We start from the raw sequence: 14312 nt of genomic DNA, 5'->3' as shown, positions 1-14312 counted from the left end.
CCCACCTCACCTCCTTACGCCTTGGCCGCCGCGGGCTCGCGCTCCACGATGGCCAGGATGTCGCTCTGACGGAGGATCAGGTACTCCTGGTCGTCAATCTTCACCTCTGTGCCCGCGTACTTCGCGAAGAGCACCCGATCCCCCACCTTCACGTCCATGGGAAGGCGCTTGCCGTCTTCCGTGAGGGCTCCGGGACCGACCGCCACCACCTCCCCGTGCTGGGGCTTCTCCTTCGCCACGTCGGGCAGCACGATGCCGCCCTTGGTGCGCTCCTCCTCCTCCAGAGGCTTCACCACCACACGGTCTCCCAGGGGCTTGAGCCTCACGGCATATCCCTCCTTTCCCGGAGTTTTTTGGGGGTCCACCGAGCTGTTAGCACTCAGAGCCGACGAGTGCTAACGCCGGTACTAATACTATCCGCCCGGCCCCGGGGTTTCAAGAGGCCAGCCGGAGATGGGTCTGACCTCTACAGAGGCAGGTCGGGGGAGGCGTCGAGGGTCCAGGAGGAACGCTGACCTCGCTGGAGGCGTCGGAGGCCCGCGTAGGCGATCATGGCGGCGTTGTCCGTGCACAGGTCCGGAGGGGGTATGAGGAGCGGGATGCCGAGGTGCACTGCCTCTTCCTCAAGGCGCCTTCGAAGGAGGCGGTTGGCGGCCACCCCGCCCGTGAGGATCAGGGAGGCGGGGCGGTGCGCCCGGGCGGCCCGGAGGGTCCGGGAGACGAGGTGCTCCACCGCAGCCCGCTGGAAGGAGGCGGCCACGTCCTCGGGGCGCGGGGGAGGGGTCTTGCGGAGGGCCAGCACGACCGCGGTCTTGAGGCCACTGAAGCTGAAGTCGCAGCCCGGCTCCGTCTGCAGAGGGACCGGGAGCGGCAAAGCCTCCGCGTCCCCTTCCCGGCTCAGCCGGTCGATCTCCGGCCCTCCGGGATACCCCAATCCCAAGGCCCGGGCCACCTTGTCGAAGGCCTCTCCCGCGGCATCGTCCCGGGTGCGACCAAGCACCTCATACCGCCCCTCCTCCGGGATCCACACGAGATCCGTGTGGGCCCCGGAGACGATGAGGGCGAGGGCCGGAAGGGGAGCGGGACCGTGGGCGAGGAAGGCGGCGTAGAGATGCCCTTCCAGGTGGTTGATGCCCACCAGCGGGAGCCGGGCCGCGAAGGCCAGGGCCTTGGCATAGGCCACTCCGACCGCCAAGGCGCCGATAAGCCCAGGACCGCAGGTGACCGCGATGCCCGCGAGATCCCGGATCCCGACCCCGGCCCGCGCGAGGGCCTCCTCCGCCACGGGGATCAGCCGCTCGATGTGCCGGCGGGAGGCGAGCTCGGGTACGACGCCCCCGTACCGGGCATGGAGGTCCGCCTGGGAGGCCACCACGTTCGAAAGGATGACGCGGTCTTTGACCACCGCGGCCGCGGTCTCGTCGCACGAGGTCTCGATTCCGAGGACCGGCCCTTCCGTCACGGCTCGCCCTCCCGCGGCTGGAGCTGGGCCTTTAGGGCCTCGAACCGGGAGCGGAAGGGCTCCTCCAGGATGTTGCCGGTCCACATGATGAGGGCGTCCTCCCCGTTGTCCGTGTAGTAGCCCTTTCGTACGTGGACCTCCCGGAAACCGTACTTGCGGTACAGGTTCTGGGCGATGTGGTTGGACTTCCGGACCTCCAGGGTGACCCACCTGGCTCCCCGGTTGCGGGCCTCCTCGATGAGGGCGACGAGCAGTCGCTCCCCAACTCTCCGACCGCGCCACTTCGGGTCCACGGCGATGGTGGTGATGTGGGCCTCCTCCAGGATGACCCACATCCCCGCGTACCCCACCACCTCCTCCCCCACCCGGGCCACGATGTAGTGGGCGGTGCGGTTTTCCCGGATCTCCCGCCGGTACGCCTCCGGGGGCCACGGGGTGGGGAAGGAGGCCCGCTCGATCTGCAGGACCCGGGGGATGTCCTGTTCCCGCATGCGTTCGATCCGCACCGGAAGGAGGGTCTTCATTCTCCGCCTCCCCGCCGCGCCGCAAGCCACGCGGGAGGCCGGAACGTGGTGACCCGGCCGTACCGCGGCTGGATGGCCCCCAGGGGCTCCCCTCCGGAATGTAAAAGCCGCTCCCGGCCCAAAGCCGCCACCGCGGCCGCCCGAGGGCTCCACAGGACCCGGGGGCTCAGGTGCGCGTGGGGAAACGCCTGCCGCAGGAGGGACCCGTAGCGTAGGAGGCCATCCCCCACGAAGGTCGGATCCTCGATGCCCAGTTCCCTCAACCGGTCAATGACGGCATTCGGAGGAGCCGTGAGCTCCTCCGTGAGGGGACGATACGTCTCCCCCTCCCGGACGAAGGGCGCCACGGACACCTCCCCGCGCCTGGCGTCCATTACGGGCACCACGAGCAAAGCCCCGCACGTTGCCGCGAGAGCCTGCAGGGTGGAGACCCCGCAGGCGGGGACGCCCCGGGCCTGTGCCCACCCCACCGCGGTGGCGATCCCCACCCGCAGGCCCGTGAAGGAACCGGGCCCCGTGGAGACCGCCACCCCCTCCACGTCCTCCGGCCGCAATCCCGCGTCCCGGAGCATTCCCCCGATCGCGGGCACCAGCCACCCGAGCGCCCGCCGCGCCCGCAGGGCGCGTTCCGCCCGCAGTCCGTCCTCGTCCACCAGGGCGACGCTGATGGTCTCGGTGGCGGTCTCGATGCCGAGCACCAGCACGGTCAGCCCTGCACGGGGGAGGCGGCCTGGACCAAGGCCTCCGCGAGCCGGCGGCTGCGCACGCCCCGGGGTTCGAGCCGGATCGTCCGGGTGGACTCGTCCGCGATCTCCAGATGGATCCACAGGGTATCCGGAGGGAGGAGGCGTTCTGCCCGCTCTGCCCACTCCACGAGCACCACCCCGCCCTCGTCGAACAGCTCCTCGAGTCCCAGGGGCTCCAGGTCCTCCGGGCGCAGCCGGAACAGGTCCACGTGGTAGATGGGGAGCCGACCCCGGTACTCGTGCACGATGAGAAACGAAGGACTCGCCACCCGGCCCCGGGCCTCCAGGGCCGCCGCGATCCCCTGAACGAGGGTGGTCTTGCCGGAGCCCAGCTCGCCCACCAGGGCCACCACGTCTCCCGGTTGCAGGGCCGTGGCCAGCCGGCGCCCCAGCTCTCGGGTTTCCTCCGCGCTGTGGGTCGTAAACCGCATGGCTAGCCCCCTCTCGCGTCGCGGCCCAGGAACGGCCGCACGAGGTCGATGGGCAGCGGGAAGATGGTGGTGCTGTTCTGCTCGCTGGCGATCTCCGCCAGGGTCTGCAGGTAGCGCAGCTGCAGGGCGATGGGCTGCTCCGCCATCTTCCGGGCCGCCTCCACCAGACGTTCCGCGGCCTGGAACTCGCCCTCCGCGTTGATGATCTTGGCCCGCCGCTCCCGCTCCGTCTCCGCCTGCCGGGCCATGGCCCGCTTCATGCCCTCCGGCAGGACCACGTCCCGCACCTCCACCGCGGTCACCTTGATCCCCCAGGGCTCCGTGGCGTCGTCGATGATCCGCTGCAGCTGCGCGTTCACCTGGTCTCGCCGGGAGAGGAGATCATCGAGCTCATGCTGGCCCACCACGCTGCGGAGGGTGGTCTGGGCGTACAGGGCCGTGGCCCGCACGAAGTCCTCCACCTTCACGATGGCATCCTCCGGATTCACCACCCGGAAGTACACCACCGCGTCCACGGTCACGGGAACGTTGTCCCGGGTCATCATCTCCTGCCGGGGCACGTCCATGGTGACCACCCGCAGGTCCACCTTCACCATGCGGTCGATGAAGGGGATGAGCAGGATGAGACCCGGTCCCCGGGCCCCCACCAGCCGTCCGAGGCGGAAGACCACTCCCCGCTCGTATTCCCGCACGATCCGCACCATGCTGGGCAGGATGAGGAGCAGGAAGATGGCGAGGGCGATGAGTGCCGTCATGGACTTCCCTCCTTCCGGACCTTGAGCCGGAGCCCTTCCACCTCCACCACCCGGACCCGGGTGCCCTCCGGGATCCGGCCATCCACGGACTCCGCGGTCCACAGCTCCCCCTGGACGAACACCACCCCCTGTGGAGCGAGGTCCGAGCGGGCCTCCCCCACGGCACCCACCAGGGCCTCCCGTCCCGTGGCGGGCCGGCGGCGCTGTGCGCGGAGTCCGGCCCCCACCGCGAACAGGAAGAAGGCGGCGCTCAGCAGGGCGATGGCCACCGCGAGCTCGATGCTCAGGCGCAGGTACGGCTCCTGGTTGCTGGTGAGGAGGATGGCGCCCAGGATGAAGGAGATCACCCCGCCCACGGAGAGGATGCCGTGGCCGGGGATGAACAGGTCCGCCAGGAACAGGAGCACCGCGAGGCCGATGAGGGCAAGCCCCGCATAGTTCACCTGGAGGATGGCAAGGGAGGTCAACCCCAGCAAGAGGGCGATGGCGCCCACGATTCCGGGCAGGATGGCCCCGGGGTTGTTGAGCTCGAAGATGATGCCGTAGATCCCGATGGTGAGCAGGATGAGGCCGATGTTGGGATCCGCCAGGAGATCCAGCATCCGCTCCCGGAGGTCCATCCCCAGGTGCACGGTCTCCGCGCCCCGAGTGCGGAGCGTCACCCGCTCCCCCCGGACCTCCGCCACCCGGCCGTCCACCCGGTTCAGCAGGTCCCGCACGTCCCGCGCCAGGAGGTCCACCACCCGCAGCCGCACCGCTTCCTCTGCGGGAATGCTGGCCGCCTCCCGCACGGCCCGTTCCCCCCACTCCGCGTTGCGGCCCCGGCGGTGGGCAAGGGTGCGGATGCGGGCCACCGCATCCTCCGTGACCTTGCGCTGCAGGGCCCGCTGGTTCTCCGTCTCCTGCTGGTCCCCTCCGCCCGCGAACACGGGGGTGGCGGCCCCCACGTTGGTGGTGGGCGCCATGGCGGCCACGTGGGCGGCATAGAGGATGAACACCCCGGCACTGCCAGCCCGGGCTCCCGGAGGCGAGACGTACACGATGACGGGAACCGAGGACGCCAGGATGGCCTTCGTGATCTGGTCCATGGAGGTCATGAGGCCTCCGGGCGTGTCCAGCTCCACCACCAACGCCTCCGCGCCCGCCCGCTCCGCCTCCCGGATTCCCCGCTGGATGTAGATGGCGGTGGCCGGGGAGATGATGCCCTCCACCCGCAGCACATAAACCCGGGGCCGGGACGTTGCCGCCCAGAGCGGCAGCCACGCCACCAGGACAACCAGGTAAAAAGGCCAGCGCCGCACCGTTGCCCCCTGCCCTAACGGTACCCTACTCCGCTTCCCCCGAAAAGCGGCGTTGTTGGGCCCGGTACAAGGCCTCCACCTCCGCGAGGGTGCTCGCTTCCTCCGGCGATTTGTCGGGACGAAGGCGCTTGATCCGGGGAAACCGGAGGGCGTATCCGGAGTCGTGCCGGTCGCTGCGGGTCACCGCGTCGAAAGCCACCTCCAGCACCACGCGGGGCTCCACGACCTTCAGGCGGCCGTGGTCGCGCAGGGTGTGGGCCTCGAACCACGCGGTGAGCTCGCGGATCTCCTCGTCCGTGAGGCCGGAGTACGCTTTCCCCACGACCCGGAGGCGGTCTCCGTCCCGCACCGCGAAGGTGTAGTCGCTCAGCACCCCCGCACGCCTGCCGTGGCCCCGCTCCACCGCCACCACCACCACGTCCAGGGTCCCCATCTCCTCCTTCAGCTTCAGCCACGCGCGACCCCGGCGGCCTGGCTGGTAGGGCGCGTCCGGACGCTTGAGGACAAGGCCCTCGTTTCCCCGCTCCCGGGCTTGCCGGAACCGATCCCGCACGGACTCGGGATCCCTGACCTCCTCCGCCCGGGCAAGCCGCACCCGAGGCGTAAACCGGAGCCCGCTCAGGACCCCCCGCCGCGTGCTCAGAGGCTCGTCCAGGAGGTCGCGGTCCCCCAACCGCAGCAGGTCGAACAGGAACAGCACCACGGGGACCTCGCGGGTCAGAGGGGCCGGGCGCTTCCTCCTCAGCCGGCGCTGCAGGACCTGGAAGGAAAGAGCCCGATCCCCCCGCCAGGCCACGAGCTCCCCGTCCGCCACGTACGCCTCCGCCAGATCCCGCAGGTCCGGCACCAGCTCCGGGAAACTCTCGGTGATGTCGTCCAGGATCCGGGAGTACAGGGCCACCCTGTCCCGGAAGCGGTGCACCTGGACCCGGATGCCGTCGTACTTGTCCTCCGCGAGCCATTCCGGGGCTTCCCGGAAGGGCTCCTCCGGGGCGGAGATGGGCTCTGCCAGCATGAACCGGAAGGGCCGGAAGAAGAGCAGGCGCGCGTCCGAGAGCGCCCCGGCCCGGGCAAGGACCGCGACCTCCCCGGGGTCCGATTGCAGGAGCATGGCCCGGCGCACTTCCTCCGCGGGCACGCGGAACGCTTCCCCGATGGCTTCCTCCAGCAGCCCTTCCCTGAGCCCCACCCGCACCTCGCCCGTGAGGATCCGCACCAGGTACTTGGCCTCCCGCGGGGAGGCGGACTCCAGGAGGCTCCGCAGCACGCGGACCCGCGCGGCCCGGGCACCCTTGCCGACCGCCTCCGCCGCCCGATGCAGGGCCTGCTCTACCGCCTCCAGGGTGAGGGGCTGCGGGGGGAAGAGCGGGAGGGCCGTGCGGGCGGCGAGGAGGTCCTGGGCCACATCTCCCAGGTCGCCCCAGCGGAGGTAAGCCTCCTGGAGAGCACGGTCGTCCGCGCCCGCAAGCTCCCGCAGAGCCTGGACGATGGCGGACCCACCCAGGTTCGCGGTGCGGGGGTCCAGTGGGGGAAAGGTGCGACCGCTCAGAAAGGTGCACGCTCGGCGCAGGTCGGCCTCCTCCAGCTCCGCGAGGTACCGGGCGAGCAGGCGGACCTTCTCCCGGCGCGAGCGCGTACCGCGCACCGCTTCCAGGGTCTCCGCGAGGTCTTTCCAAAGGGCCATCTCACGCCCCTGCCGGGTGGACGATCTCCCCCGCCACCAGGGTGAGAACCGCCCGGTAATCCTCGTCCAGCACCACGAGATCCGCCCGCAACCCCGGCGCGATGGCGCCCCGATCCGCAAGGCCAAGCAGCCGCGCGGGGGTCGTAGCCGCGCTGCGCACCGCGTCCGAGAGCGGGATCCCCCACCGCACGAGGTTCGCGACCCCCTCATCCATCCGCAGCCCGCTGCCGGCCAGGGTGCCGTCCGGGAGTCGCGGGACCCCGTCGGAGCCCACGGAGATCTCCCGACCTCCGAGGGTGTACGTGCCGGGTGGCATGCCCGCGGCGGCGCAGGCATCCGTGGTGAGGATGATCCGGTCCGGTCCCACCAGCCGATACACCATCCGGACCACCGCGGGGTGGAGATGCACGCCGTCCGGGATGAGGCCTACCCGGCACCGGGGATCCTCCACCACCGCGCCCACGACCCCCGGCTCCCGGTGATGCAGACCCCGCATGGCGTTGAAGAGGTGCGTGACCATGCGGGCGTGATCCAGGGCCCGCCGGGTCTCTTCGTAGGTGGCGTCCGTGTGGCCGATGGCCACTACGACCCGCTCCTGAACCAGCCGCCGGATCAGGGCCTCCGCGCCCGGGAGCTCCGGGGCCAGGGTGCAAACCTGCAGGTCCGGGAGGGCGTCCGCGATCAGGCTCCACACCTCCGGGTCGTCCGGGGCCCGCAGGTAACGGGGATCGTGGGCTCCGCACCGGCCGGGGTTGAGCACGGGTCCTTCCAGGTGGATGCCCAGGAGCGCAGCCCCTTTAGGCCGTGCGCGGCGCAGCGTCCGCACGGCACCGCGGAGCCGGTCCATGGGGGCGCTCACCAGGGTCGCGAGGAACCCCGTGGTCCCCGTGGCCGCAAGGTCCCGGGACAGCTTCTCCACCTGCGTCTCGTCCGCGGTCAGGCAATCCACGCCGAAGCTCCCGTTCAGCTGGAGGTCGAGGAATCCGGGGACAAGGGTCCCCGCGGGGAAAACCCAATCCGCATCCCGGGGAATCCCTTCCCCCATCGCCGTGATGAGGCCGGATTCCACCACCACGTGGCCGGGTGCGAACTCCCGCGTGGCGCCGATGACGCGACCCGCCGCCAGGATCATGCCAAAGCTCCGGGAACGGTGACCGGGAGTCGGCCGGTGGGAGCCAGGCGCCCCACGAGCGCCCACGCCGCAGCTCTGAGGCTTCCGGGGTCCGGTCCGTAGGCCGCGAGATACGTCGCGACGCCGGGGAAGGCGGCGAGCTCGTACGGGGCCCCGGCTCCTACCACCACCAGCCGGTCCCGGTAGTGGGTCCACAGCTCCCGGACGGTGCCGGCATACGCCGTCCCGCGCCACCCCGGAGTGAGGACCACTAGGGTTTCCCACATTCCCAGCGCCTCCCGCAAGGACGTGACCACCTCCACCCCGGGTCGGAGGGCCCGGAGCTCCCCGACGAAGACGTCCCGGGCCGCTTCCTCCACGCCCAGGGAGAGGACGGCGGTGGGCCCGGGGGGAAGCGGAACCCGGCCTGCCCGGAGGAGGGTTAAGCCCCGCCGGGCGAGCTCGAGCGCCTCCTGGTGCAGCTCGGGAAGGGATGCGGGCTCTGACGGAGGGGGCACCGCGTACCGATCCTTGAGACGGCCTATGCGCCGGGCGCTGGCCCGGAGCTCCGCGGAGGCGAGTTGGCCCTGCCGGGCCGCCTCCCGAGCCGCCTCGATCCCGGCCCACTGCTCCTCGGGGCTCCCCAGGTTCAGGACCACGTCCACACCAGCCAGAAGGCTCAGCACCACCGCCTCCGCCCGGCTCCATCGCCTCCGCACGGCCCCCATGCCCAGGGCATCTGTGAACACGACGCCCTCAAACCCCATCTCCCGCCGCAGCAAGGTCCTCAGGATGCGGGGGGAGAAGGTGGCTGGGAGGTCCGGATCGAGGGCGGGGTAGAGGACGTGGGCGGTCATGAGGGCCTCCGCTCCCGCCTCGAAGGAGGCCCGGAAGGGCACGAGCTCGACCTGCTCGAGGTCTGCCTTCCCCTTGCGGACCACGGGAAGGTCGAGGTGAGAGTCCACCTCGGTCTCGCCGTGCCCGGGGAAGTGCTTCACGATCCCGAGGACCCCGCGCGACCGGAGGCCCTGCAGGTACGCGCATCCCAGCCGCGCCACCGCGTGGGGATCCTCCCCGAAGGATCGGGGGCCGATAATGGGATTCCGCGGGTTCGTGTTCACGTCCAGGACGGGGGCATGGTTGGCGTTGATTCCCAGCCACCGGAGCACGGCTCCCGTGATGCGCCCTGCCCGGTACGCATCGGCCTCCTCCCCGGAGGCGCCCAGCGCCATGGGGGAGGGGCAGAGGGGAACGTCCCGGAGGGTGTTCACCCACCCGCCCTCCTGGTCTACGGTGATCCACAGAGGGGGGAGGGAGGCCTCGCGGGCGAGCCCCTGCAGGTCCGCGATGAGCCTTCTCACCTGTTCGGGAGAAGCCACGTTCTTGGGAAAGAGGATCACCCCACCCACCCTCCCTTCCCGAACCAGGCGCTCCACCGCCGGGTCCAATTCCGTCCCCGCGAAGTCCACCACGAACCGCTGGCCCAGGAGGTCGTGGAGATCGCCCATCGCTCAGCCCGGGGTGAACCGCACCACTTCCCCGGGTCCGTACTGCGCGAACCGACCCAGCTCCTCCTCCGGGATCACCGCGAGCACGGGATATCCGCCCGTGGTGGGCCCATCCCGCATCAGGACGATGGGTTGCCCGTCCGGAGGGACCTGGACGGCACCGGGGAGCATGCCCTGGGAGAGGATCTCACCGGGGCCTGCATGGGGGATGCGGGGGCCCTCCAGACGGTAGCCGGAGCGGTCGCTGTGCGCGCTCACCGTGTAAGCGGAAGCCACAAACCGCTCGAAGGCACCGGCCGCGAAGGCTCCGAGGTGCGGACCCGGAAGGACCCGGACAGGGCCCCTCGTGGGCTCGGACGAGGGGGGCGTCCCGACCCCCAGCCCGTGCCCCACGGGGAGCACGTCTCCGGTCCGAAGGGGCCGACCCTCCAGTCCTCCCAGCCGGGCCCGGACGTGGGTGCTGCGGCTTCCCAATACGGGAGGAACCCGGATCCCGCCGCCGACCGCGAGGTAGGCCCACATGCCCCGCCTCCGGCCCCGAAACCGGACCACCTCGCCCCTCCGCCACCGCACGGGCCGGTTGAGGGGCACCGGACTCCCCCCCACCTCCGGGGCGAAGTCCGCGCCCCCAACCGCCACCACCAGGTCCACGAGCGCCTCCAGGACCGGTCCGGGCCAGGTGAACTCCAGGCCCGCGGCCTCCGGTGGGTTGCCCACGGACTCGTTGGCAGCCCTTAGGGCCTCCGGATCCATGGCTCCCGAGGGCGGGACCCCGTAGCGCCGGTACCCGTAGCGCCCCAGGTCCTGCACCGTGGTGCATAGGCCGCCCCGGAGGACCGCGATGGCGGGCCGATGCCCGAGCGGGGGCATGGGAGGGAGGGAGGGCTCGCGGAACTCCTCCTGAGGGATGGGGGAAAACCGCACCCGATCCCCCACCTCCAGGAGCGCGGGCGGCGATCGCGTGGGGTCGAAGATCAGGAGGGGGGTGCGCCCAAGGAGGTTCCATCCCCCCGCCGTGGGCGCGGGGTAGATCCCCGTAAGCCTCCCCGCGACCCCTACGGACCCTGAGGGTACCACCGTTCGGGGTCGCGGGAGGCGGGGTGCTGCGATGCGATCGGGTACGGTGGCCATATACGGGAATCCCGGGGCGAATCCCAGCATGTACACCAGGTACTCCGTGCCGCAGTGGAGCTCCACCACTTCCTCCGGGGACAGGCCTGCCCACGCGGCCACCCGATCGAGGTCCGGGCCGTGGACTCCCCCGTAGGCGACGGGGATCTCCCGGACCCTGTCGCCCGGGAGGGGCTCAGGCTCTCCCATCTGCCCCGCGAGGGCCTTCTCCACGGCCTGCACGTCCGCCGATTTCTCGAAGAAGGCGAGGACCGAGCCGTAAGCTGGAACCGTCTCCCTCACTCCCGGGACCCCCTGCAGGACTCGGTCCACGCTCAACACCCGGGCCAGCATCCGGGGCGAGATCTCCTCTCCCAGATCCACCAGCACCGCGCCCCGGCCGAAGGGAACCAGACGCATGGCTACCGATAGACCCGGGGGAGGTACGGGGAGAGGCGGGAGACGATCTCGTGGGGGATGGTGCCGCAGGCGGAAGCCACCTCCTCCACGGGCACGTGAGGCCCCAGCAACTCCACCTCGTCCCCCTCCTCCACGGGGAGGTCGCCCACGTCCAGCATCAGGGCATCCATGCAAACCCGTCCCGCGTACCGCACGAGGGTCTCCCGGAGAAAGGCCCTCCCGCGGCCGGAGAGCGAGCGGGGAAGCCCGTCCGCATACCCCACGGGCACCGTGACGAGGGTGGTTTCGCGGGGGGTGCGGTAGGTGCCCCCGTACCCGACCCGGGTGCCCTCGGGGACCCGCCGCACCTGGACCACCTGGGCGACCAGGCGCAGCGCGGGCCGCAGCGCCGGAGTACTCACGCCGGGAGAAAGGCCATAGAGGGCGATCCCCACCCGCACCAGGTCGTAATGGGCGTCGGGGAGGGTGAAGGTGGCGGCGCTGTTGGCCGCGTGTCGGAAGGGTACGCGGTGGCCCTTCGACTCCAGGGCCCCAAGGACCTCCTGAAACCGCCGCAGCTGGGTCCGGGCGAAAGCGGGATCCTCGTCCGCGGTGGCGAAGTGCGTGTAGATTCCCTCCAGGTGCAGGCCGGGCGTGGAGGCGATGGCGTCCGCCGCGGGCACGGCCTCTTCGGGCGGGAATCCGAACCGCCGCATCCCGGTGTCCACCTCAAGGTGGACCGCGATCCCGAAGGAGGACCGGGCCGCGGCCTGCCGCGCGGCCTCAAGGCTCCCGGGGGAGAAGACCGAGAAGGAAACCTGTTGAGGGGCGAGCTCCAGCATTTCCTCCGGCGTCGCGGGCCCCAACACCAGCACGGGAGCGGAGATCCCGGCCTGCCGCAGGGCCTTCGCCTCCGGGGGGAAAGCCACCCCCAACCACGCCGCTCCCGCCTCCACCGCGGCCCTCGCCACGGGAACCATCCCGTGCCCGTAAGCGTCCGCCTTCACCACCGCCATCAGCTGCGTAGACCGGCCCAGGACCCCGCACACCGTCACCACGTTGTGACGGACGGCGGCCAGATCCACCTCAACGCGGGCGGGCCGCATGGAGGTAGGTCACGGGTTCGGGCATCGTCCCTTCGTGGATGCGCCGGATGACCACGGGAATGGCGTCCGCCACCTCCCGGGCCAGGAGTCCCCGGTCGCCCAGGGAGGCCGCCACGAGGTCGCCCGCGGCCCCGTGGAGAAAGGCACCCACCCAGGCGGCGTCGAACGGGCCCAGGCCCTGGCCGATGAGGGCCGCGATGGCGCCCGTGAGCACGTCGCCCATCCCGCCCGTGGCCATCCCGGGGTTCCCCGTGGGGATCACCACCAGCCGACCGTTGGGCTCCGCCACCACGGTGCGGGCTCCCTTGAGCACGGTCACGGCCCCGGTGATCCGGGAGGCGGACTGGGCCGCGTGGATCCGTCCCCGCTGGATCTCCGCGGAGGAGACGCCCAGCAGCCGGGCGAGCTCTCCGGGATGCGGGGTGATGACCACGGGAGAACGGGCCTCCCGGAGGACCTCCGGGTGTCCCGCCAGCACGTTGAGGCCGTCCGCGTCCAGGACCACGGGACGGGGACTACCCCGGATCACCTCCCGAACCAGGTGCGGGACGTCTCCCCGGGTCGTCATCCCCGGGCCGATTCCCACCACATCCGCCTCATGCACGAGCTCCAGGATGGGTTCCAGGGAGGCGTTGCAGAGAACCCCCCCTTCGTCCGGAAGCCCGAGGGGCATCGCCTCCACCACGGAGCTGGCCACCGCGGGAAAGATGGATTCCGGCACCACGAGCCGCACCAGGCCCGCGCCCGCTCGCAGGGCTCCCAGGGCCATGAGCCGTGGGGCGCCGCTGAACCAGGTGCTTCCCCCCACCAGCAGCACCCGGCCGTAGGTCCCCTTGTGGGTATCGGGGGCCCGGGGGGGGAGGAGGGTGCGGACCTGCGCCACGGTGCTGAGCTCCGCCCGGATCTCGAGAGCCTCCACCAGGGCGCGGGGAATCCCGAGGTCCGCCACCACCACCCGGCCGCAGAACTCCGCACCTGGATGCACCACCATCCCCACCTTCGGAAACCCCATGGTGACGGTGACCGCGGCCCGCACGCAAGGCCCCTCCACCCGACCGGTGTCCGCTTCCAGCCCCGAGGGGACGTCCACGGCCAGAACGGGAACCCGGGACTCGTTGATGGCCTCGATGGCCCGGGCCGCCAGGCCCACCGCGGGCCCCCGGAAACCCGTGCCGAAGATGGCGTCCACCACCAGCTGATAACCGCCCAGAGCAGCCCGGAGGGCGGTGTCTACCGGGCCCACCACGTTGTCCACCTCGATCCCCGCTGCCCGGGCGACCCGGAGGTTCGCGGCCGCATCCCCGGAGAGGTCCTGGTCCCGGGCCAGCAGGATCCCGCGCACGGGGACGCCCGCGTTTTGCAGGTGCCGGGCCGCGCACAGCCCGTCCCCGCCGTTGTTGCCCTTGCCGCAGATCACCAGCACCCGGCCGCCGCCCCGTTCCCTGAGGAACTCGCAGGCCACCTGGGCCACCGCACGGCCCGCGTGCTCCATGAGCACCGCGGTGGGAATCCCGACCTCTGAGGCGCGACGCTCGATCATGCGCATCTGCTCCGAGGTCACCAGCTTCATCCCTCCCCCTCCCCCGGTTCCTCTCCCTCCGCGACCGCGAAGGCCGCGGCGTACTGGTGTCCGTGCGTCAAGGAGACGTGTACCTCCCGGATCCCCTTTCGCCGGGCGACCCGGGCCGCCCGGCCCCAAAGCCGTACCCGGGGTCGGCCCGTGGGATCGTTGGTGACCTCGATCTCCCGCCAGCCCACCCCCTTGCGGCCGGTTCCCAGGGCCTTCATCACCGCCTCCTTGGCCGCGAACCGGGCGGCGAGCCGGAGGACCCGGTTGGGACCCTCGCCCGCCCGGAGTCGCTCGGACTCGGTGAAGACGCGCGCCACGAACCGCTCCCCCCACCGCGCCAGGGCCCGCTGAACCCGGGGAACCTCCACCAGGTCCACGCCGATGCCGAGGATCCTCACGCGCCCTCGGATCCCTCCGCCTCCTCCACCAACATCACGGGGATGCCCTCCCGGACCGGGTAGCGCCGACCGCAGCGGGTACAGACCAGACGATCCCCCTCCGGGCGGACCGGGGTCTTACAAACCGGGCACACGAGCCACTCGAGGAGCTCCGGGTCCACCATCCCGGATGGGAGTTCGCGATGGAACCGGAAGGCTCCTCGGGAA

The 14312-nt window shown here is 71.4% G+C and carries 15 protein-coding genes; all 15 read right to left on the bottom strand.

Annotation, left to right across the window (positions count from 1 at the left end; translation table 11 throughout):
* Nucleotides 1-14 precede the first annotated feature (14 nt).
* The gene (gene groES / locus QN206_05415) at nt 15-326 is read right to left on the bottom strand and encodes a co-chaperone GroES (protein MDR7614245.1); all 312 of its coding nucleotides are present in this window, start codon (nt 324-326) and stop codon (nt 15-17) included.
* Nucleotides 327-466: 140 nt separating this feature from the next.
* Complete coding sequence (tsaD, locus tag QN206_05410) at nt 467-1462, bottom strand: tRNA (adenosine(37)-N6)-threonylcarbamoyltransferase complex transferase subunit TsaD (protein MDR7614244.1); 996 nt, start codon at nt 1460-1462, stop codon at nt 467-469.
* Nucleotides 1459-1986 carry a ribosomal protein S18-alanine N-acetyltransferase gene (gene rimI, locus QN206_05405; GenBank protein ID MDR7614243.1) on the bottom strand — a complete coding sequence of 176 codons (528 nt, stop codon included), beginning with the start codon at nt 1984-1986 and terminating at the stop codon, nt 1459-1461. The genes tsaD and rimI overlap by 4 nt, the downstream gene beginning before the upstream one ends.
* Nucleotides 1983-2690, bottom strand: a complete 708-nt coding sequence (gene tsaB / locus QN206_05400; GenBank protein ID MDR7614242.1) for a tRNA (adenosine(37)-N6)-threonylcarbamoyltransferase complex dimerization subunit type 1 TsaB — start codon at nt 2688-2690, stop codon at nt 1983-1985. The genes rimI and tsaB overlap by 4 nt, the downstream gene beginning before the upstream one ends.
* Nucleotides 2691-2692: 2 nt before the next feature.
* Nucleotides 2693-3163: a tRNA (adenosine(37)-N6)-threonylcarbamoyltransferase complex ATPase subunit type 1 TsaE gene (tsaE, locus tag QN206_05395; protein MDR7614241.1), complete on the bottom strand. Its 471-nt coding sequence runs from the start codon at nt 3161-3163 to the stop codon at nt 2693-2695.
* Nucleotides 3164-3165: 2 nt separating this feature from the next.
* A complete protein-coding gene (locus tag QN206_05390) occupies nt 3166-3918 on the bottom strand; it encodes a slipin family protein (GenBank protein ID MDR7614240.1) in 753 nt (250 codons plus the stop codon).
* Nucleotides 3915-5219: a nodulation protein NfeD gene (locus tag QN206_05385; GenBank protein ID MDR7614239.1), complete on the bottom strand. Its 1305-nt coding sequence runs from the start codon at nt 5217-5219 to the stop codon at nt 3915-3917. Before QN206_05385 ends, QN206_05390 begins: the two co-directional genes overlap by 4 nt.
* Before the next feature lie 25 nt (nt 5220-5244).
* A complete protein-coding gene (locus QN206_05380) occupies nt 5245-6903 on the bottom strand; it encodes an ATP-dependent DNA ligase (GenBank protein MDR7614238.1) in 1659 nt (552 codons plus the stop codon).
* 1 nt (nt 6904) lies between these two features.
* Entirely contained in the window at nt 6905-8035 is a 1131-nt protein-coding gene (nagA, locus tag QN206_05375) for an N-acetylglucosamine-6-phosphate deacetylase (protein MDR7614237.1), read from the bottom strand.
* Nucleotides 8032-9522 (bottom strand): beta-N-acetylhexosaminidase, encoded by a 1491-nt coding sequence (nagZ, locus tag QN206_05370; GenBank protein ID MDR7614236.1) that lies wholly within the window; start codon nt 9520-9522, stop codon nt 8032-8034. Before nagZ ends, nagA begins: the two co-directional genes overlap by 4 nt.
* 3 nt (nt 9523-9525) lie before the next feature.
* Nucleotides 9526-11052 carry a 5-oxoprolinase subunit PxpB gene (gene pxpB / locus QN206_05365; GenBank protein ID MDR7614235.1) on the bottom strand — a complete coding sequence of 509 codons (1527 nt, stop codon included), beginning with the start codon at nt 11050-11052 and terminating at the stop codon, nt 9526-9528.
* Between the two features lie 2 nt (nt 11053-11054).
* The gene (gene alr / locus QN206_05360; GenBank protein MDR7614234.1) at nt 11055-12137 is read right to left on the bottom strand and encodes an alanine racemase; all 1083 of its coding nucleotides are present in this window, start codon (nt 12135-12137) and stop codon (nt 11055-11057) included.
* Nucleotides 12118-13707 carry an NAD(P)H-hydrate dehydratase gene (locus QN206_05355; protein MDR7614233.1) on the bottom strand — a complete coding sequence of 530 codons (1590 nt, stop codon included), beginning with the start codon at nt 13705-13707 and terminating at the stop codon, nt 12118-12120. The genes alr and QN206_05355 overlap by 20 nt, the downstream gene beginning before the upstream one ends.
* Nucleotides 13704-14105: a holo-ACP synthase gene (locus tag QN206_05350; GenBank protein ID MDR7614232.1), complete on the bottom strand. Its 402-nt coding sequence runs from the start codon at nt 14103-14105 to the stop codon at nt 13704-13706. The genes QN206_05355 and QN206_05350 overlap by 4 nt, the downstream gene beginning before the upstream one ends.
* Entirely contained in the window at nt 14102-14269 is a 168-nt protein-coding gene (locus tag QN206_05345) for a Trm112 family protein (GenBank protein MDR7614231.1), read from the bottom strand. The genes QN206_05350 and QN206_05345 overlap by 4 nt, the downstream gene beginning before the upstream one ends.
* Nucleotides 14270-14312 lie beyond the last annotated feature (43 nt).

It is taken from the genome of Armatimonadota bacterium (assembly GCA_031460175.1).
Lineage (GTDB): Bacteria > Sysuimicrobiota > Sysuimicrobiia > Sysuimicrobiales > Sysuimicrobiaceae > Sysuimicrobium > Sysuimicrobium tengchongense.
Note: the sequence above shows the minus strand (reverse complement) of the source record. Positions and strands in the feature narration are given on the sequence as shown.

Coding starts and splice junctions, on each gene's coding strand:
- pxpB (MDR7614235.1), bottom strand. CDS start 11,052: ATGCGTCTGGTTCCCTTCGGCCGGGGCGCGGTGCTGGTGGATCTGGGA.
- QN206_05355 (MDR7614233.1), bottom strand. CDS start 13,707: ATGAAGCTGGTGACCTCGGAGCAGATGCGCATGATCGAGCGTCGCGCC.
- nagA (MDR7614237.1), bottom strand. CDS start 8,035: ATGATCCTGGCGGCGGGTCGCGTCATCGGCGCCACGCGGGAGTTCGCA.
- QN206_05390 (MDR7614240.1), bottom strand. CDS start 3,918: ATGACGGCACTCATCGCCCTCGCCATCTTCCTGCTCCTCATCCTGCCC.
- QN206_05380 (MDR7614238.1), bottom strand. CDS start 6,903: ATGGCCCTTTGGAAAGACCTCGCGGAGACCCTGGAAGCGGTGCGCGGT.
- alr (MDR7614234.1), bottom strand. CDS start 12,137: ATGCGGCCCGCCCGCGTTGAGGTGGATCTGGCCGCCGTCCGTCACAAC.
- nagZ (MDR7614236.1), bottom strand. CDS start 9,522: ATGGGCGATCTCCACGACCTCCTGGGCCAGCGGTTCGTGGTGGACTTC.
- tsaE (MDR7614241.1), bottom strand. CDS start 3,163: ATGCGGTTTACGACCCACAGCGCGGAGGAAACCCGAGAGCTGGGGCGC.
- QN206_05345 (MDR7614231.1), bottom strand. CDS start 14,269: ATGGTGGACCCGGAGCTCCTCGAGTGGCTCGTGTGCCCGGTTTGTAAG.
- rimI (MDR7614243.1), bottom strand. CDS start 1,986: ATGAAGACCCTCCTTCCGGTGCGGATCGAACGCATGCGGGAACAGGAC.